20 protein-coding genes are annotated in these 18,156 nt (G+C 48.8%); 4 read left to right on the top strand and 16 right to left on the bottom strand.

The genetic code is table 11. The annotated features are described in order from the left end of the window. The first annotated feature begins 150 nt into the window (after positions 1-150). Positions 151-363, top strand: a complete 213-nt coding sequence (locus P2G85_RS14925; protein WP_275864859.1) for a hypothetical protein — start codon at positions 151-153, stop codon at positions 361-363. Between the two features lie 179 nt (positions 364-542). Here the strand turns inward: P2G85_RS14925 and P2G85_RS14920 are convergent, their stop codons facing one another. The 14 genes from P2G85_RS14920 to P2G85_RS14855 all read right to left on the bottom strand — a co-directional run bounded on the left by P2G85_RS14920 (position 543) and on the right by P2G85_RS14855 (position 15,156). After that, on the bottom strand, positions 543-1,697 hold the full coding sequence (locus P2G85_RS14920; protein WP_275864858.1) for a flagellin: 1,155 nt from the start codon (positions 1,695-1,697) through the stop codon (positions 543-545). Between the two features lie 425 nt (positions 1,698-2,122). Further along, positions 2,123-3,316 (bottom strand): flagellar hook-associated protein FlgL, encoded by a 1,194-nt coding sequence (flgL, locus tag P2G85_RS14915; RefSeq protein WP_275864857.1) that lies wholly within the window; start codon positions 3,314-3,316, stop codon positions 2,123-2,125. Between the two features lie 13 nt (positions 3,317-3,329). Beyond that, positions 3,330-5,279: a flagellar hook-associated protein FlgK gene (gene flgK / locus P2G85_RS14910; RefSeq protein ID WP_275864856.1), complete on the bottom strand. Its 1,950-nt coding sequence runs from the start codon at positions 5,277-5,279 to the stop codon at positions 3,330-3,332. A 142-nt stretch (positions 5,280-5,421) separates the two neighbouring features. Further along, positions 5,422-6,357, bottom strand: a complete 936-nt coding sequence (gene flgJ / locus P2G85_RS14905) for a flagellar assembly peptidoglycan hydrolase FlgJ (protein WP_275864855.1) — start codon at positions 6,355-6,357, stop codon at positions 5,422-5,424. 16 nt (positions 6,358-6,373) lie between these two features. Beyond that, complete coding sequence (locus tag P2G85_RS14900) at positions 6,374-7,465, bottom strand: flagellar basal body P-ring protein FlgI (protein WP_275864854.1); 1,092 nt, start codon at positions 7,463-7,465, stop codon at positions 6,374-6,376. Positions 7,466-7,508: 43 nt separating this feature from the next. Beyond that, positions 7,509-8,291, bottom strand: coding sequence for a flagellar basal body L-ring protein FlgH (gene flgH, locus P2G85_RS14895; protein WP_275864853.1), 783 nt, complete (start codon positions 8,289-8,291; stop codon positions 7,509-7,511). A 30-nt stretch (positions 8,292-8,321) separates the two neighbouring features. After that, on the bottom strand, positions 8,322-9,110 hold the full coding sequence (gene flgG / locus P2G85_RS14890; RefSeq protein ID WP_275864852.1) for a flagellar basal-body rod protein FlgG: 789 nt from the start codon (positions 9,108-9,110) through the stop codon (positions 8,322-8,324). An 18-nt stretch (positions 9,111-9,128) separates the two neighbouring features. Then, positions 9,129-9,878 carry a flagellar basal body rod protein FlgF gene (locus P2G85_RS14885; protein WP_275864851.1) on the bottom strand — a complete coding sequence of 250 codons (750 nt, stop codon included), beginning with the start codon at positions 9,876-9,878 and terminating at the stop codon, positions 9,129-9,131. Positions 9,879-10,163: 285 nt separating this feature from the next. Further along, entirely contained in the window at positions 10,164-11,498 is a 1,335-nt protein-coding gene (gene flgE, locus P2G85_RS14880) for a flagellar hook protein FlgE (RefSeq protein ID WP_275864850.1), read from the bottom strand. Between the two features lie 30 nt (positions 11,499-11,528). Next, positions 11,529-12,236: a flagellar hook assembly protein FlgD gene (gene flgD, locus P2G85_RS14875; protein WP_275864849.1), complete on the bottom strand. Its 708-nt coding sequence runs from the start codon at positions 12,234-12,236 to the stop codon at positions 11,529-11,531. Positions 12,237-12,253: 17 nt separating this feature from the next. Continuing rightward, positions 12,254-12,667: a flagellar basal body rod protein FlgC gene (gene flgC / locus P2G85_RS14870; RefSeq protein ID WP_275864848.1), complete on the bottom strand. Its 414-nt coding sequence runs from the start codon at positions 12,665-12,667 to the stop codon at positions 12,254-12,256. A 5-nt stretch (positions 12,668-12,672) separates the two neighbouring features. Beyond that, entirely contained in the window at positions 12,673-13,068 is a 396-nt protein-coding gene (flgB, locus tag P2G85_RS14865; RefSeq protein ID WP_275864847.1) for a flagellar basal body rod protein FlgB, read from the bottom strand. 322 nt (positions 13,069-13,390) lie between these two features. After that, the gene (locus P2G85_RS14860) at positions 13,391-14,218 is read right to left on the bottom strand and encodes a protein-glutamate O-methyltransferase (protein ID WP_275864846.1); all 828 of its coding nucleotides are present in this window, start codon (positions 14,216-14,218) and stop codon (positions 13,391-13,393) included. An 11-nt stretch (positions 14,219-14,229) separates the two neighbouring features. Continuing rightward, positions 14,230-15,156, bottom strand: a complete 927-nt coding sequence (locus tag P2G85_RS14855; protein ID WP_275864845.1) for a chemotaxis protein CheV — start codon at positions 15,154-15,156, stop codon at positions 14,230-14,232. Positions 15,157-15,231: 75 nt separating this feature from the next. Between P2G85_RS14855 and flgA the strand changes: the two genes are divergently transcribed. The 3 genes from flgA (at position 15,232) to flgN (ending at position 16,875) form a co-directional block, all read left to right on the top strand. Then, positions 15,232-15,978, top strand: coding sequence for a flagellar basal body P-ring formation chaperone FlgA (gene flgA, locus P2G85_RS14850; RefSeq protein ID WP_275864844.1), 747 nt, complete (start codon positions 15,232-15,234; stop codon positions 15,976-15,978). Between the two features lie 126 nt (positions 15,979-16,104). After that, positions 16,105-16,413, top strand: coding sequence for a flagellar biosynthesis anti-sigma factor FlgM (flgM, locus tag P2G85_RS14845; protein WP_275864843.1), 309 nt, complete (start codon positions 16,105-16,107; stop codon positions 16,411-16,413). A gap of 36 nt (positions 16,414-16,449) precedes the next feature. After that, positions 16,450-16,875 (top strand): flagellar export chaperone FlgN, encoded by a 426-nt coding sequence (gene flgN / locus P2G85_RS14840; RefSeq protein WP_275864842.1) that lies wholly within the window; start codon positions 16,450-16,452, stop codon positions 16,873-16,875. A 96-nt stretch (positions 16,876-16,971) separates the two neighbouring features. On the opposite strand, the gene flgP is transcribed toward flgN, so the two are convergent. Both flgP and P2G85_RS14830 read right to left on the bottom strand, forming a co-directional pair. Next, a complete protein-coding gene (gene flgP / locus P2G85_RS14835; protein WP_275864841.1) occupies positions 16,972-17,403 on the bottom strand; it encodes a flagellar assembly lipoprotein FlgP in 432 nt (143 codons plus the stop codon). A 9-nt stretch (positions 17,404-17,412) separates the two neighbouring features. Then, the gene (locus P2G85_RS14830; RefSeq protein ID WP_275864840.1) at positions 17,413-18,051 is read right to left on the bottom strand and encodes a FlgO family outer membrane protein; all 639 of its coding nucleotides are present in this window, start codon (positions 18,049-18,051) and stop codon (positions 17,413-17,415) included. Positions 18,052-18,156 lie beyond the last annotated feature (105 nt).

Genomic DNA, 18,156 nt, shown 5'->3' with positions numbered 1-18,156 from the left:
TCGCTGATACGTTGGTGTTTACATTTACTGCCATGGTGATTTCTCCAATTGATTTTCCGATGGTGCGGTTTCCGACGTCTCGGAAAACCAAGTAGTTCTCTCAAAGTTACTTTTATTAACGACACCAATGTCAGAACCTTTAGGAAAAAAATGGAAAAAATGATCGAGCGAGAGCTGGTTTGGTTTTTTGGCCTAAAATTGCAAAAAACGCTCAAGTTTGGAGAAAGCCAGCCGAGATGGTTACTTTTACTAAAAGTGCGCATGACAGACATAACTGCAAGGCCAGGAATAAGGGAAAAAATTCTTAGTGCAGAGAAAGGAAAAGCCCCTTTTCCTTTGAGAGAACCGGGGCTAGAGTGGTAGCCAGAGCCAATGTGGAGATCAAGAGAAATGAACACATTTCCGGCACACCGGGTGCAACTTTACATTGAAAATGATTGGCAGGTGAGAGATGAGAGAGCCGCTCATTCTATTGTTAAGTTGCTTGCCATAAACCTGCCACACTCTCCACGTCTGGAGAAGCGTTCGGCAGGTTAGCTTTACTACTGCAATAGCGACATTGCAGAGTTTGGCAACTGTTTCGCTTGAGCAAGAATTGAAGTCCCTGCCTGCTGCAAAATTTGTGCTTTCGTCATTTGCGTGGTTTCTTTCGCAAAATCGGTATCTTTAATGCGGCTGTTCGACGCATCAACGTTTTCCTGGATATTGGCCAGGTTATTAATACTGTGGCTCAGACGGTTCTGTTTCGCACCTAAATCCGCACGTTGTGAATCAACGTACTTCAGTGCCGCATCCAGGACGCCAACCGCATTCTGTGAGCCCTGAACCGTTGTCATATCAATATCCTGAACCGATGTTCTTACCGCTTCATCACTCAGGCCCAGATCCGATGCCAGACCGCCAGAAATCGAAATATCACCTTGAACATTAGGATGGGCAACGAAGATTTGTAACTTGCCGTCTTCACTGACCGATGCATTAATCATGTCAGACTGGCCATTAATGTAAGTGGCCAACTCTTCAATGTCGTCACCTGCTTTAGCCTGGATATCGATGACGAGGTCATCAACATTACCCTCTTCATCTTCTCCCATGCCCGGTAAGGTGATATGCAACTTGGAGTAGTTCGGATCAACCCCCCAATCTTTATCTTTAGCATTTTCCGAAAAGAAGGTCACCCCGCCCATACGTTCATCATCGGCACGGATACTGGTTAATGCCATTACCATGGCTTCACCTGAGCTGGCACCAATTTGGAATGCCGCATCACCAAATGAGCCGTTCAACAGTCGGCGACCACCAAATGAGGTCGTTTCAGCAATACGGTTGAGCTCATCCGTCAGTGCTGTCGACTCTTCATTGATTGCCTCACGCTCCGCTGGTGAGTTGGTACCATTGGCAGATTGAAGCGCCAGATCACGCATACGCTGCATGATCGATGTTGCTTCGTTCATCGCACCTTCTGCGGTTTGCGCAATCGAGATACCATCATTGGCATTACGCATCGCGACGTCCAGGCCACGAGACTGCGCAGTCAGTCGGTTAGAAATCTGCAGGCCCGCCGCATCATCTTTGGCACTGTTAATTTTATGACCGGATGATAAACGCTCCATCGAGGTATTCAGCTCGCTGGTCGCTTTGTTTAAGTAACGCTGCGCGGTCATCGCAGATACGTTCGTACTTACTGTTACAGCCATTATGCTCTCCTATTGAGTTCGCAAGCTTTTGCGAAGCGGCCAGCTTTACTCTCATTTGGATAAGCACTGACCGTAAAATTACTTGCTAAAGCCGCCCTGAGGCAGGGTTTAGAATCTTGTAAGCCCTTTATAATCACTTTAATACAATATGCGTGCCAACTTTAATAATTCATTCAGCCTATAACAAAATGTCCTTTTAAACATATAGTTACGTAATACCTAAAGCCGGGTTGAAATTGTACACTTCCTACGCAGTACTCCGGCAATGGCAGTGTCATTCACTGCCGCTGTTTTGCCACATTAAAGTTTGCCGCTTTCGGTAAAAACCTGCCGCACTAGCCATCTTTGTCGAGTGATACACGCGGCACTTAAGGCGTAGCACATAAGGCACAAGGTGTATCAGCACAAAGCCAGCGGTAAACAGATTAAAGATAATTAAACAATGTCAAATCTTTGGTTTTGCCAAATGCTTGCTGTGACGCTTGCAAGGCTCGGGTGTTCTCTGAAAACTCAATCACCGCCTTAGAATAATCTAAATCCTCAAAATTGCTTTTTGCCTTAGCCAGCGACAAATCAAAGTCTTGATGATTTTGCTCCTGGATATCCAGCGTGCTCAACCGGGCACCAACGTCGGTGCGCGCTTTGTTGAGGTGAATAAAAGCCGCGTGGAATTCTTCCGTCATCTGATGCAATTTGGCCGTGGCCGATGTATCAGATACTGATCGGTCCGACAAGGACATGGCTTGCTTGAAGGTGTCAAAAATACTAAATGAACCGCGCTTATCCAGTTCAATGCTGTCTCCGGGGGTAATTTGCCCTTTAACGTGAATTTTCAAGCCTTGATACTCAATGCCTTTTTCCGGGGAAAACTCATCGGCATCGACAACCTTGCCGTTTTTTTCCAGCTGGTAAGCAAATTTGCCATTACTCATATCGACAAAGGTCACGCGGTATGCCGACTCGTCCTGGCTATTGGCGTTGGTCGCTTTACTCAGTAGCAACTCAGAGCCGTTTTGTAACGTATAGTTGGGTTGATAATCACCGTATGGATTCGGGATCGCCATAAACAATTTACTGCCCGGATCGTTCATCGCCATCTCAAGCATACTTGAGACCTTCATCTTGCGTTGATAATCATCGCCCGCATACTGGACGCTGCCGTCATGATCACGATAAAACGGCTGGTTCTTCGGTTTGGTGCCGGCAAAGACGTAGTTGCCGGACTCATCTTGAGTATTAGCCAAGTTGAGGAAGTTATTGGCGATCTCTTCCAGCTCACGCTTTTTCGCTTGCCTGTCTTCTGCGGAAAAAGAACCGTTGATCATTTCCATCGTCAGGCGTTTTGACTCATCGGCAAAGCTCTCCGCACTGGCGATGTTAACTTCATGATTTTCCAAGCGGTTACGCACCAACACGATCGAGCTCAGATACTGCTTGAGCTGTTCCTGCTGCTGGCTAATATTCTGGATGTAATGTGACGCGAGAGGATCATCACTTGGTTTAAGCAACTTCTTACCAGAGGCAAGCTGGGCGTGGTTGTGATGAACCTTGTTCTCCTGACGGCGCAAGTCATTTTGTACTGACTGATAATTATGGAAACTAGATATCCGAGTTAACACTTACTTCGCCTCCTTATCGCAGTTGTAAAATGGAATTAAACGTCTCATTTGCCGCTTGCATAATGCGCGAGGAGGCCATGTACGCTTGCTGAAACTTCATCATGTTGGCCGCTTCTTCGTCCAGGTTCACCCCTGAAATAGACGCAACACGCTCTTGTGCCGCTTCATGCTCCAGCCGGGCAACAGATGCCAGTCGATTAGCAGTCGAGGACTTCAGCCCGACTTCGGTATTCAGGTTGTGGTAAACATCGATTAGAGTACTCGCCTTGCCATCCATCATTTTGTTGGTCTGCAGTTGCTGCATTTTGCGCAAATTACCGTTTCCGCCCTCCGATGGCCGCAGGTTGGCGGTAAATTTATCGTTTACAAATGCGCCTTCCGTCAGCTCAAACACCGTCGGCTCACCCTCTATGTACAACTCATGCCCTTCCGGCACCGAGATTTCAATGTGCGGTGGTTTGTCTTTACCGTTAGGAAAGGTGTACTTGAACGGCAATTCGTTACCTTTGGGGTCGGTAATCTTCAGCCACGGTTTCTCATGCTCTTCGTCTTTGGGCTGCAGCGTGGCTTCAAACTCTTTCACATCCCCGGCGTCATGAATAATGAACTTAGCTTTCCCCTGGGCAAAGGTGGTGGATGCCTCGTAGCTCTGGGCGGCAATCGCCTTGGCATCGTTGGTTTCCATCTTGATGATCGCGGCCCCGCTGCGAGTCGGACGCAGCAATACCCGCTCCCCCGGCTCAAGCCCCGTCCCAATCTCGACTCTCATGCCATCCTGTTCAATTTCAATGACAGAGTCCGACTGGTCAACATTGTATTCTAACTGTTCACCTTTGGGGGTCGTCACGATGTAACGCTCGCCATCATAACGCAGCGAATACTCACCGCCCTTCAGTGCGGAAATATCATTAATTTTGACCGCAATATCCGCCTGTGAATTCGGTGCGGCAAATACCCGCGATTTTGCCACATGCTCGGAATTTACATCGGTGAAAATGTCTTCCCCAATCTCACCATTGTAATCTAAACCTTGCTTTTGCAACTGATTGATTTTATATGAAAACCCCGTTGCAACCCGGCCCATTTCATCCAGAAGTTGGGGGATATGCTTGTCGCGCATTTCCAGCATCGCACCGATTTTTCCATCCATATCATCAGACTTAATCGCTTTGATGCCATCTCCTTCAACCAGTGCTAACCGACGCTGGTGCACATCCGGATACCCATCGATCATTTTTAACTGGCTGGCTTCGGTACCAGAAACCAAGGTATGGCCATTACCGATATGTACGTTGAATCCCTCGGCGTTTTTACGCGGGGTCACGGTCACTTTGGTGTACTCTGACAGCTCAGTCACCAGTTTTTCATGCTGATCCATCAAGTCGTTGTGTGGGCCTGGCGTGCGCATCATCAAGCGGTGGATATCTCGAATCTCCAGCGCCAGCTGGTTAACCCGCTCGATCCCCATATCCAGTTTTTTGTTGGTTACATCCGACTGCAGCCGCACGGTTTCATGGAAGTCATTTAACGTATCAGAGAAGATTTTCGCCTTCTCCAGCACGACCTTACGTGCACCGAGGTCATTCGGGGTATCGGCCATGGTTTTCAACGCATCAAACCACTCGTTAAGGTTTTCCGGGATTTTTTTGGATGCAACTGAGCTCAGCATGCCTGACAGCATATCGAGATTATCTTGGTTATCGGTTTTGTTGGCATGGTTGGTTGCGGACAAGTTGAGTTCATTAACGGCAAACTGATCCCAAGAGCGGCGAACATTTTCCACATGCACGCCCATGCCGTAGGTCGAACCACCAAACTGGCGCGGATCGTTGGTACCTTGTATGACCGACTGGCGGCTATAACCTTCTGTATTAACATTAGAAATGTTATGACCAGTGGTGTTAAGTTGTCTCTGAGCCGTAAGCACACTTTGAGTACCTACATTCAGAAGATCCGACGCCATACATGCCCCCAAAACAGAAAAAAATCAGTGATCACTGATCGACCTATTCTGTATTTAGCAAAAGCTGTGCCAGTTACTCATAAGCCAGAAAAAATGCTAAAAAAAAAGCTTACCGGCTGGTAAGCTTTTAGACATGGGGCAATCACATGTTTTCGATTCTGCTCTTGACCTGCAGCACTTTGTCTGCATAGTCCGGGTCGGTGGCATACCCGGCTTGGTGGATCTGGCGAATGAAGGATTCAGAGTCACCCTGCTGGTTCAGCGCCGTATGATAACGCGGGTTATCATTCAGAAAACGTACGTAATCATTGAAGCTGTCCTGGAAGCTTGGATAGGCACGAAACGCCGCCGTTTCTTTAACCGGGGTATCGTCATGAAACTCCAGCGTCTGGGTGGTCACTTTTTCTCCCTGCCAGCTTCGGTCGGCTTTAATATTAAACAGGTTATTACTGCTGCCATGGGCATTTTTCACCACCTTTTGTCCCCAGCCGGTTTCCAGTGCGGCCTGGGCAATTAACAGTGACGGTTCAACGCCAAGCGCTTTCGCCGCCCGCTCAGCATAAGGACGCAGTGAGTGCACAAACGACTGAGGGGAATCAAAACGCGCCGGCTCCTGAGTAGCCGGATTAGCGCGTGACAACCGACCTGACTCGATTAACCGCTGCTCGGTCGCCCGCGCTTTGTCGATATCCACCGGTCGGTACTGCGCGGCGTTATTTGCCGCCTCGCGCACCGCAGTTTCACTGCTGTCGTCCGACTGGCCTGCCGTTAACTGTGCAACAATCATGTCAGCCAGCCCCAACGAACCGGACGCGCTCAATTCACTGGTCATCTGCTCATCAAGCATCTGGCGATAAAATTTTTCATTCTGACTGTTCATCAGATTAGACTCAAAGCCTTCGTTCGCTTCGCGCATTGACTTGAGCATCATCGAAGTAAAAATCGACTCAAACTGACGCGCCGCTGCACGCAGTGCTTCCTGGTCACCGCTCTCACCTTCCTGAACGGCTTTTTGCCTTAGCTTATCCAGCGAGCTGATGTCATGGATGAAGCCGATATCGTTAGGATTCTTTACCATCTCGTCACCCAGAGCCTTAAATGATGATCAACTGGCCTTCGATCGCACCTGCTTGTTTTAAAGCCTGCAAAATCGCCATCAGATCGGAAGGGGCCGCACCGACCTCATTAACCGCACGGACTAAATCGTCTAATGTCAGCCCGGGCTCAAACTTAAACATCTTGCCCTGCTCTTCATTCACTTCGATATCCGAATCCGGCACCACGACTGTCTGACCACCAGAAAAACCATTCGGCTGACTGACACTGAGGTTCTCTTTTATCGATACCGTCATCCCGCCATGGGTCACCGCAGCCGGTTTGAGGCGGACATGTTTGCCGACAACAATCGTTCCGGTACGTGAGTTGACAATGATCTTGGCAGCGCCATCGGCAGGTTCGAACTCTAAGTTTTCAATCGCAGATAAAAAGGCCACACGCTGGCTGATATCGCGCGGCGCGCGAACACGTACCGATGTGGCATCGACCGCACTGGCCATTTGTGGCCCAAGGAAGTTATTAACCGCGTCAGCCATGCGCTGCGCCGTGGTAAAATCCGACTCTATCAGGTTAAACGTGATGTAGTCACCGCGACCAAATGGGTTGGGGATCTCACGTTCAACGGTGGCGCCACTGGAAATTAACCCAACCGTCGGGTTATTACCGACAATTTTGGAGCCATCGGCCCCTTCGGCGCTAAAACCGCTGACAACAAGGTTACCCTGGGCAACGGCATAAACTTGCCCATCCAGACCTTTTAGGAAGGTTTGCAGCAGCGTTCCGCCGCGTAAGCTTTTAGCGCTGCCAATCGAGGATACCGTTACGTCAACCTGCTGGCCGGGTTTTGAAAAAGCGGGCAGTTCTGCCGTGACCATAACCGCGGCAACATTTTTGATTTTTGGCTTGGTACCCGGCGGCAACTGGATGCCAAAGTTTTGTAGCATGGCGTTAAAGCTCTGTTCGGTAAACGGGTTCGCTTCCCCCGTTCCCGGCAAACCAGAAACCAAACCGTAACCGACCAGTTGGTTACTGCGCACGCCTGCAACCTGGGCCACGTCCTTTATACGTGCCGCTTGCGCTGCCGGTGATAGCAAAATAACACTCATCAGTAATAACGCGATTCTTTTCATCTCTACCTTTCTCTTGCCGTCAATATGCCGTCAGCATGGCTGTTTACAGAGCTACATTAAAGAATCGTGCCAAAAAGCCCGGCTCTTGCATATCCTGCTGCACCCCTGTGCCCGAGTACTGAATTCTGGCGTTAGAGACACGGTTAGAGGCAATCGTATTATCAAAGTTAATATCGTCCGGACGGATCGTGCCGCTAAGCCGGATATATTCATCCCCAGTGTTAAGCGTCAGCCACTTTTCACCACGTATGACCAGATTACCGTTCGCCAGCACTTCGATCACTTCCACCGTGATATAGCCGCTGATGCTGTTGCTTTGTTTGGCGGATGCATCTCCGGTAAAGTTATTGCTATTACTCAACTCATAAGAAAAGTTGTATTTGCCGCCGATCTGCAGTTCCTGCCCCCCGACCGACAGCGGATCCATCGATGAGTCGTTACTTTTCGACAAATCCGCGTTGGCGCTTTTCGTGGCACTGGTGGTTTCATCCAGGGTAACAGTGATGATGTCACCCACTCCACGGGGTTTGGAGTCATCGTACAAATCGGTCACATGCTCGACACTGAATAATGAGCCCGTCGCCGCCGCGTAATGCTCCGGCTTTTGTTTCGGATGGATCGGCGCCCACGCCGGATCGCCGGCCACCGGATCGGTCCGGCCTCGCAGGGTATCGACAATGCCGGTGCTCTCTTCTTTCGATCTATCACCCTCGACCGCATCGACGACAGTTGTAGCCTGTGTCACTTCAGCGGTTTCAATCGGATCCAACATTGCACAGCCCGACATGGTAGCAATCAACGCAACAAGCAGAGAAATACGCTTCATTTTCAGCCCCTTATTCAGCCACCAACAAGATTACAACTGCTGGTTAACAAAACTCATCATCTTATCAACAGATGAAATCACTTTTGAGTTCATCTCGTAAACGCGCTGTGCTTCAATCATATTAACCAGCTCTTCGGTTACGTTTACGTTCGACGCTTCCAACATCGACTGGCGGATCTCACCCAGTCCATCCAGCCCTGGCACGCCTTCTTGCGGATCACCACTGGCACCGGTTGGCAAATATAAATTCTGACCGATCGGCTCGAGGCCTCCCGGGTTAACAAAATCGGTGATGGTCAGCTGGCCAACCACGACATTATCCTGCTGGCCTCGTACGCGAACCGACACCTCACCATCAGTACCGACAGTAATTGAAATCGCTTCTTCAGGAATGGCGATCTCCGGCTCAAGCGGATAACCAGAGCCCGAGGTGACGATGGTACCTTCACCATTCAGCGTGAACTGACCATTGCGGGTATAGCCAATATTACCGTCCGGTAGGGTTACCTGGAAAAAACCATCACCTTCAACCATCATATCCAGCGCGTTGGTGGTGGTCTGGGCGTTACCATGGGTGTGGACTTTCTGCGTCGCGACAACCTTAGAACCCGCTCCGAGCATCAGACCACTCGGCAATTCCGTATTCTGCGACGACTGACCGCCCGGCTGGTTAATATTTTGGTAAAACAAGTCTTCAAACACCGCGCGGCTTTTCTTATAACCGACGGTTGAGGCGTTCGCCAAGTTGTTGGAAATGGTGGCAATATTGGTTTGCTGGGCATCTAAACCCGTTTTACTTACCCAAAGTGCTGGATGCATAGTGAACCTCTAATTCTGTTAACTCATTCGAAGCAATGAATCTGAAGATTTATCCATTTCTTCAGCGGTGCTCATCATTTTGACCTGCATTTCAAACTGACGCTGAAGGTCGATAAGCGCCGTCATTTCCCCTACAGCATTGACGTTACTGCCTTCGATCGCACCAGTTTGTACGGTAACGGCAGCATCCGCTTGGTAAGGTTGGTTGGGCGTTTTATGACGAAACAAACCATTAATATCTTTAAACAGGTTACCGTCTTCGGTGGCCACCAGCTTAATACGGTCAACCACTTCTAACGCTTCCGCCGGCGCACCTTGTGGTAATACAGAGATAGTGCCATCACGGCCAATTTCGATTTTGGATACAGGCAGAGGTAAGGTGATCGGTGCATCATTCTCACCCAGGATCAGGTGGCCACTGCCATTGCTCAGCATGCCGTTCTGGTCAACTTTCAGGTTGCCGTTGCGGGTCAGGCCTTCTTTACCGGTTTTGTCCATCACCGCAATCCAGCCGCGGCCTTCTACCGTGATGTCTAAGTCACGGCCGGTGGTGATCACGCTACCCTGTGCAAAATTGTGCCCCGGACGCTCAGTCATGCTGAATACACGCGAAGGGTGGCCTTCCCCGTACGCCTGCATCGAACGCGCCTGAGCTAAATCCGCGCGAAAACCGGTGGTACTCACGTTAGCGAGGTTGTTGGCCCGCAGCTGCAGCGCTTGCATATTTTGCTTGGCGCCACTCATTGCCAGAAACAGTGCACGATCCATAGGTCACTCCAAAATTCTCTGTATATCAGAGCAAAGCAAAAACTATGCCAAAATATAAATAGCTTTACATATCAAATATTTAACAACAAGAGGATGTTCGATGTGGGGAGAAAAAGCGAAGAATGGGGCCAGGAGGCAAGACTTGGCGCCGGTCAACGGCAAATGCGGCAACCTTAGCGAAACATGCTTAGCCTGAAATGAGGCATTTTCAGGCTAAGCATCAGATGAATGTCATACTGAAATCAACAGGAGCATGACCAGCAGGCTCACTGTGATAACTGCAGATTAACGGATCTGCAGGATGTTTTGTTGTAACTGGTTATGCACTTCCAGTGAACGTGAGTTGGCCTGGAAGTTACGTTGAGCTGAAATAAGATCCACCAGCTCCTGGGTCATATCAATGTTTGACTGCTCGAGCACACCGTTGTTAAGCGTACCAAAAGAGCCTTTATTCGATTCACCCCAGATCTTGTCACCGGAAAACTGAGTGGCATCCCATTGAGTGCCGCCTTTTTTATCCAGACCTTGTTCGTTCGGTACCCGTACCAGCGCCACACGACCCAGGGTCACGTTCTCACCGTTTGAATAAGTACCCAGTACGCTGCCGTTTTCATCAAAGTCAATTTTGGTCAAGAAGCCGGTAGTTGCACCATCTTCATCAAACTTGGTCAGTTCAAACGGAGCGGCAAACTGGGTGGCAGAACCCAAGCCAAAATTCAGAGTTTGTAGCGGATCGGCACCGTTGAGGTTAAGTCCGGCGTTTTCAGCGGCGACCTCACCGCCTTCACCAACGGTTCCGCCTAATGCAACCGAATTGATAGGATTGCCACCATTCAGGCTGGCCAGCGTACCATCATTATTAAACTTCATGGTGTGACCGACGTGCCCACCGGCAGTCGTCGCATCACCCTGCGCGATATTGAGCGGCTTCTCGCCGTCTTTATCGGTCACGGTGTAGTACGTGTTCCAGGTATTTGCCTGGTTCTTATCTTTGACATAATAAGTGGTTAGCTTGTAAGACTGGCCCATCGAGTCATAAATAGTCGAAGACGTCGAACGGTTATAAGTCTCCGGATCAGAAAAGTCGAACTGGTTCGGATCTTTCAAATCACCGTTTGCCGGTAAGTTCACGCCGACTTCAATATTGGCGGTTTGCTTAGGCTTACCAAACTCTGCCGGGATATTGATCGGTTGCGGCTCATAAGACAGAACTTCACCTGTATCTTCATTTACCTGATAACCCAATAAAAACTCATCATTGGCGGTGACCATATAGTTGTCTTTATTGAGGTGAAAAGCACCGTTACGTGTCATTTCATTCTGCTGTGGGATCAAGCGATCTTTCGCCACCGCAAAAAAACCGGTACCGGATACGCGCAAATCCATCGGGTTATTGGTGTAAATACTTGAACCTTCGTGGAACTGCTGCGCCACCTGGTTGGCCTGAACACCACCACCCGCTGTAGTTTTCGAGTTAGTAAACAAAGAGTTAGAGTAGACATCGCTAAACTCAGCACGGGACTCTTTAAAGCCGTACGTGTTGGCGTTGGCAATATTGTTACTGGTTGTATTCAAATCCAGTTGAGCGGCGGACAAACCGCTTAAAGATACATATGACATTCAAAAATCTCCTAATCTGACCCGGCTAAATTACGCTTTGCCGACTTCCAGAACTTCTGCAAGTCGCACTGGTGACTCAAAGCCCGCCAGATTGAGTAACACGTTTCCATCACCTTTGCCCAGCAACACACTGTTCACGTTGGCGTAGGTCGATACCGGGAATTCTTGTGATTTCCCCTCTACCAAGCCCGACGCTTTGACCTTGTATTTGCCGGCAGGCAACGGATTACCGCTTTCATCATTCCCATCCCACACGACACGGGTATCACCAGCAGGTTTCGCACCGACCTCAAAGGTGCGCACCAGCTGGCCAGCGTCGTCTTCCACCCGGACAAACAAGTTGTCGAGCGCCTGGGAAAGCTTCACCATGGCTGGCATGGAGCCGTCTTCCTGTTTCACACCTGCAGCGCCTGGTACCAACACATCACGCCCGACCAGAGAGGACGCTTGTAATGCCTGGTTGGATGTCATCGATGAGTTGAGGTTCTCAAACTGAGAGTTCATCTTGCCGATGCCATCTACGGTGGCAAATGACGCCATTTGTGCAATCATCTGGTCATTACTGACCGGCTTAAACGGATCTTGCTGAGACAATTGCTTCGTCAACAACGATAAGAAGTCTTCCTGTTTAAGGTCCTGCTTACCGGTTGTTCCTTCAGCTTTTTTGTTCTCTTGCAAACTTTTAAGCTGGTCAACGTAGGACAAGCCGCTTTGACCAACATTGTTGATTCCGGCCATACGCTACCTCCTTATCCTTATTGACCCATCTGCAGCGTACGCAGCAGCATTTGTTTACTGGAATCTGCTACCTGCACATTGGTTTGGTATGCACGAGAAGCAGAAATCATGTTGGCCATCTCTTCCATTACATTAACGTTGGGTTTGTAAATGTAACCCTCGTCATTTGCAAGCGGGTGATCAGGGTTATATTCCGCATTTAGTGGTTTATCACTTTCCACAATCCCCAGCACTTTCACCGGCACGGTGTTACCACCTCGCATCGCATGACCTAACTCGGCACCAAATACGGCGTGGCGAGCCTTATACGTGTCTTTAGCTGAGCTGCTGACACTGTCTGCGTTTGCCAGATTACTTGAGGTCGTATTCAGACGAACAGACTCAGCGCTCATCGCAGACCCAGTCACATTAAAAACATTAAATAAGCTCATCTAAATTACTCCCCTTTGATTGCCTTGGTTAGGTTTTTGAATTTACTACCTAAAAAATCCAGTGATGCTTGGTGTCTGATTTGGTTTTGCATAAACAGGTTACGCTCCAAATCCACATCCACCGTGTTGCCATCTCCAGTATCGGGTTGAGTCGGCAAGCGATACAGTTTATCCCCAATCAACGTTGTAGTGGCAGGAATGTGCCGACCATCGGTGCGGCTAAGTCCAATACTTGCCCCCGATGTTGCCGCCTGCAACTCCTTGGCAAAATCTAAACCTCTTGCTTTGTAGCCAGGCGTGTTCGATTGTGCGATGTTGGTGGAAATCACCTCAGCATTACGCTCACGTACACCCACCGTGTGTTGGTGAATACCTAGTGCCTTGTCAAAAGAGATAGCCATGTTTGCCTCTACCGTTAAGAACTGACCGTTACAGACAATTACAAAGCAATAAGTATGCCAACACATGGAAGACTTACATTCTTTCTCTCGCCATAATATCTGCAGTAAATAATTAGCAATAAATAAGCCAAAACTTATAATAGAATGCCACCTGAACGACCCGTCGCTCAGGATTCAAGCTCCCCCTGTGTATCAAACCTTAGCAAAACCCTGCGGGCATAACTGAACAGCCAGGTAAAAGCCGTCGGCCAGATAAAAAAAAGAGCCCGCAGTAACAGACCGCTGGCTCTTTCAATTGGATCATCAGAAGAAAAAAAGAAACTTACTTAAGTTTATAAATGATACCCGGATTACAGCGTACCATTTCAAACCGGTCAGTTAGCCCGGTTAACGATTCCGAAGCCCCCAGCAGCAGGTATCCGCCTGGATTGAGGCTGCTGGCCATCTGATTCAGCACTTTCGATTTCATCTCCGGAGAGAAATAAATCAGCACATTACGACAGAAAATAATATCGAACTTACCCAGCAAGGCATAGCTGTCCATCAGGTTCTGCGGGCGAAAGTTCACCATACGCTTGACGTTGTCCTTGACCTTCATCCGCCCGTCACCGTTCTCTTCAAAGAAGGTGCGACGACGCTCGGGTGACAGGCCTCGCCCCAATGCAAGATTGTCGTAAACACCGGTACGACACATATCCAGCATGCTGGCAGAAATATCGGTGGCGGTGATTGACACACTTGGCAATAACCCCGGTTTACGCTGCTGCGTTTCCAAAACAGTCATCGCAATCGAGTACGGCTCCTGGCCCGACGAACTGGCCGCCGACCAAATTTTTAGCGGCCGCTTGTTTGCCGCCATTTCTGGCAGCAACTTATCAGCTAATACCGTGAACGGATAAGTATCCCGAAACCACAACGTTTCATTGGTCGTCATGGCATCAACCGCGGCAACGCGCAACTCCCGGTTGCGACCAGTAACCACATCACGCAACAAATCAGACAGTGAGGCCAATTTGAACTTTGTTACCAAAGGGCTCAAACGGCTACGTACCAGATATTGCTTGCTATCACCTAACACAATGCCACATTGCGCTTCCAGAAAACGGCTAAAGTCACGATACTCTTGATCACTGATTGTAATAGCAGTCATTAATGTCTCTTTTATTCAGTTAATGCAGATTTAACCGCGTTCCCCAACTCATCTGGGTTAAATTTGGCAATGAAGCTATTGGCGCCGACGCGCTCAACCATTGCCTGGTTAAAGACCCCACTCAGGGAAGAGTGAAGGATAACATAAAGATCCTTAAGATCTGCATTTCTGCGAATTTCAGCGGTCAGTGTATAGCCATCCATCTCCGGCATTTCAATGTCAGAAATCACCAAAGAGATTTGATCGTGGATACTGCCCTCTTTGGCCATCTCGACCAGGGTGTTATACGCCTCTTTGCCGTCTTTGACTGAAATCACATCAAAGCCGATAGAAGTGATGGCTCGTTCCACCTGGCGGCGTGCAACGGTCGAATCATCCGCAATCAGGATGCGGCGTACAATCGGTTTCGCCTGCTCAACTTCAGAGATCGATTCACCAATCGATGCATCGATACTTTCATCAACTGGCGCAATTTCAGCCAGAATTTTCTCTACGTCAATAAGCTCGACCAACTCATTATCAATATTGGTCACTGCGGTCAGGTAGTGCGCCTTGCCCGCCCCATCTGGTGGCGGCAGGATCGCTTCCCAGTTCATATTGATGATACGTTCAACCGAGCTGACCAAAAATGCCTGGATGGTACGGTTAAATTCCGCAATCACCACAAAACACTTTTCCAGATCCGTCGTAGGACGACCACCAATTGCCAAGCTCAAATCAATCACTGACACGGTATGGCCACGGATATGAGCGACACCTTTGACCAGCGGGTGTAGGTTTGGCATCGAAGTCAGCTTAGGACACTGCAATACTTCTTTGACTTTGAATACGTTAATCCCGTAACGCTGTCGTCCCATCAACCGGAACGTTAAAAGCTCCAGTCGATTCTGTCCGACGAGTTGCGTACGCTGATTCACTGAGTCAAGAATCCCCGTCATATGCTCATCTCCATCTCAAACTTTTTGGTTATAAATGCTACTCTACCCATGGCAACTAAATATCAGAGAAACAGTATGGCGTTTTTAAAATTTGTATCCACACCATCAACCATGATTATACGTAGAGCGTTAATTACAAAGTACGCTAATTCTATCGGCATTTTGCTCAGTATGTTTAGTTTTTTTACCTATTCGGCAACAGAATCTCAGATCGAGCAAATACAATCCGCCGCAGAACAACACATTCTAACCACGGTCACCCAGCCTGAGGGAAGTAATTTAACGGTCAATGCGGCAAATATTGATCCACGTATCAAAGCCACTGACTGCCCGGAGCCCCTGGTTACCTCAGCATCCTCGACCAATAATACGCGCAGCAATATCAACGTGCTGGTCGAGTGCCCCGCCGATGACTGGAGAGTCTATGTGCCTGTCCGCCTGTCGATTTCGGTGCCCATGATTGTTTCTACCCGGCCGCTGACCCGTGGCGAGATCATCAGCGCAAACGATGTCACCACTTCAATGATCGAGTTGCAGCGCTATCGCAAACAGGGCTTTACTGATTTCCGCCATGTGGTCGGAGCAAAGCTGAAACGCAACGTCAGACTGGGTGATGTCGTCGAGCGTAACGATGTATGCGTGGTTTGCCGGAACGAGAAAGTTACAATTAAAGCCGTTAAAGCCGGCATGACGATCATCACTCAGGGTACTGCGCTGCAAGATGGCAGTGCCGGAGAGCAAGTCAGGGTGAAAAATGATAAGACTCAGCGTATAATAGAGGGAATTGTCACCGATATTGCTGAAATCACTATCACATTTTAGCTCTCGCTCAGCGGTTTAGCCCTGATGACAAAGCAAAGCATATAAATGCAAAAAATGGCTAAAGTTCTCTGATATTTGGCCGATAGCTTGGATACCATTCCTACAATACGAGTTTAAAGGTTAAATATGGCAGGTATAGATAACATACGTTCAGGACAGATGATGACGACGACCAGTCGCGCTCCTGCTCGTAATGATTCGAGTACCACTACCAGTACAGAATCAAAAAAAACCACAGCAAAACAGGATGCTGTGTCGTTGAGCCGACAAGGTAAAGCCGTTAGCCAGATGCATCAGGACATGGCCGCTTCTCCTGCGTATGACAGCGCAAAAGTTGCAGCGATCAAAGAAGCCATTAGTAATGGTTCTTACAAAGTGGATCCAGAAAAACTGGCTGACAACATGATTAAGTTTGAACAAGAATTACAAGGCTAAAGCGAACAGAGCTGTAAGCTTAGGTAAATAGTAATTATGGCAGCACTCGTCGATCTGGTTAATTTTCAATTGGAAAATGCAAAAGCACTTTCTCAATTGCTGAACAAAGAAACCCAAGCTATCACCTCGCGTGTAGCAACCGAGATCGAAAAGATAGCCAAAGAGAAAATGACGCTCATTGCTCAGCTAAGAAGCACTGATCAGCGTATTGCCTCTCATCCTCATGTTGCTCAACTGACCGAAGATGCACAGCTGCATCAGATCGTGGATCAAATCCAGTCGATCATTCTTGACTGCCAGCAGGTAAACCAAGTCAATGGTGAATCCCTTAACCGGGCCCAACTGAGCTTTAATAAGCTCAATAACATGCTGCAGCGAACGCATGGAAAAGTCGGCATGACGTACAATGCCGGGGGTAAAACCCACACCATTTCGACCTTAGGCACCAATATCAAAGCTTAACTAGTTATTGATCATGGCTAACCTGGACAAAAAAAGCGACCAGAAGTTTCCCCCCAGCCGCTTAACATCACTATTTGGATCGCAAATTCACGCCAGTTAGAACAGAGTTTGCTGACGTTTCTCCGGCACTTGTTGCACTTCACCATAATCACGCAGTTTATCCATTTTACGAATATCCAGACGCAACTCAGTAACGTAGCTGTCTTCAACCAAATAGCTGCGAACCACTTCAGCACCGCGGATCACACCATCTACAGCACCGGATGTCGTTTCTACTCCCAAACGCTGATCTTCAAGCTCAGCCCGGCCACTTACGCGCAGGCCATAAACTTGCTCGGCCAGTTCGCGATACGCATCAATTTTGGATGCCCGCATTGCTCGTACCCGTTTTTCTTCCACGGTTCGGCCGGTTTGCTCACTCACACTGGCATAGCCTACAGCGACCAGGACTTCATCCTGTCGCAGCGGCTGTAATGGCTGACACCCCACCAAGACCAGCGCAGCAACAATAAATAACAACTTTTTCATGACAAAATCCTATGGGCGAAGAATAACAGTATAAGGTTGGCGAATGGTTGGGTCAGAGCGGATCAGTACCCCATCTTGAGTACGCATACTATTTAACGTATCCAGGTCACGGCCAATTCGGTCAGCCGGCAGGAAGCCTTGTGCGGTTGCTACCACAACACGACTTTGCATTCCCACCACACGAGCGTTCACCAACACCCCTCCGTCCTGGCGTAACATTGTTCCGGTCAGGACGTATTGGATCTGCTGCTCCTGTGCCAGATCTTGCCAGTCACGGCTGAGAGCAAAATCCCCCTGGTGCGTAACCTGAATCGACCCGGTAGTTTTAAAGTCCACCACTTTAAAACCACGCCGTTGGAACTGGTGGATAAACCCTTCTGATACCGCATTACCCAGCCAGTTGGTGGCATCCATGTTCTGCAGGTCGACAAACGAGGTGACGGCGATCGGTGTACGGGCCGAGACGCCGGTATTCGATACCATCAGATCTTCTGTCAGGCTTTCCACAAAAAAGTCCATGGTATGCCTCGGGCTGTCCATTAGCATGAACTGGCTCCCGGCATACGGTTCTTTACCATTATAAATTGGTGAGTACGCGCACGATGTCAGCAGTGTCATCATCGATACGGCCACGAGCCATCTTTTCATGGTGTTATTCTCCAGCTATTCTTGGGTATCACTGCTCCACCACCGTTTCCTGATAAGGAATCCTATTATTGGAACAGTCTTTGCTTTCTCATGTTTGTCAAACCA

This window comes from Vibrio sp. CAU 1672 (assembly GCF_029223195.1).
In the GTDB taxonomy this organism is placed as follows: domain Bacteria; phylum Pseudomonadota; class Gammaproteobacteria; order Enterobacterales; family Vibrionaceae; genus Vibrio.
This window is presented reverse-complemented; position numbering and strand designations above follow the sequence as displayed.

Excerpts from the sequence above, each read along its gene's own strand:
- flgJ (WP_275864855.1), bottom strand. The coding sequence starts at position 6,357 with ATGGTAAAGAATCCTAACGATATCGGCTTCATCCATGACATCAGCTCG.
- flgM (WP_275864843.1), top strand. The coding sequence starts at position 16,105 with ATGGCAGGTATAGATAACATACGTTCAGGACAGATGATGACGACGACC.
- P2G85_RS14925 (WP_275864859.1), top strand. The coding sequence starts at position 151 with ATGGAAAAAATGATCGAGCGAGAGCTGGTTTGGTTTTTTGGCCTAAAA.
- P2G85_RS14920 (WP_275864858.1), bottom strand. The coding sequence starts at position 1,697 with ATGGCTGTAACAGTAAGTACGAACGTATCTGCGATGACCGCGCAGCGT.
- P2G85_RS14855 (WP_275864845.1), bottom strand. The coding sequence starts at position 15,156 with ATGACGGGGATTCTTGACTCAGTGAATCAGCGTACGCAACTCGTCGGA.
- flgD (WP_275864849.1), bottom strand. The coding sequence starts at position 12,236 with ATGGCCGGAATCAACAATGTTGGTCAAAGCGGCTTGTCCTACGTTGAC.
- flgH (WP_275864853.1), bottom strand. The coding sequence starts at position 8,291 with ATGAAGCGTATTTCTCTGCTTGTTGCGTTGATTGCTACCATGTCGGGC.
- P2G85_RS14860 (WP_275864846.1), bottom strand. The coding sequence starts at position 14,218 with ATGACTGCTATTACAATCAGTGATCAAGAGTATCGTGACTTTAGCCGT.
- P2G85_RS14900 (WP_275864854.1), bottom strand. The coding sequence starts at position 7,465 with ATGAAAAGAATCGCGTTATTACTGATGAGTGTTATTTTGCTATCACCG.
- flgP (WP_275864841.1), bottom strand. The coding sequence starts at position 17,403 with ATGAAAAAGTTGTTATTTATTGTTGCTGCGCTGGTCTTGGTGGGGTGT.
- flgN (WP_275864842.1), top strand. The coding sequence starts at position 16,450 with ATGGCAGCACTCGTCGATCTGGTTAATTTTCAATTGGAAAATGCAAAA.
- flgA (WP_275864844.1), top strand. The coding sequence starts at position 15,232 with ATGGCGTTTTTAAAATTTGTATCCACACCATCAACCATGATTATACGT.
- flgB (WP_275864847.1), bottom strand. The coding sequence starts at position 13,068 with ATGGCTATCTCTTTTGACAAGGCACTAGGTATTCACCAACACACGGTG.
- flgC (WP_275864848.1), bottom strand. The coding sequence starts at position 12,667 with ATGAGCTTATTTAATGTTTTTAATGTGACTGGGTCTGCGATGAGCGCT.
- flgG (WP_275864852.1), bottom strand. The coding sequence starts at position 9,110 with ATGCATCCAGCACTTTGGGTAAGTAAAACGGGTTTAGATGCCCAGCAA.
- flgE (WP_275864850.1), bottom strand. The coding sequence starts at position 11,498 with ATGTCATATGTATCTTTAAGCGGTTTGTCCGCCGCTCAACTGGATTTG.
- flgK (WP_275864856.1), bottom strand. The coding sequence starts at position 5,279 with ATGGCGTCGGATCTTCTGAATGTAGGTACTCAAAGTGTGCTTACGGCT.
- P2G85_RS14830 (WP_275864840.1), bottom strand. The coding sequence starts at position 18,051 with ATGAAAAGATGGCTCGTGGCCGTATCGATGATGACACTGCTGACATCG.
- P2G85_RS14885 (WP_275864851.1), bottom strand. The coding sequence starts at position 9,878 with ATGGATCGTGCACTGTTTCTGGCAATGAGTGGCGCCAAGCAAAATATG.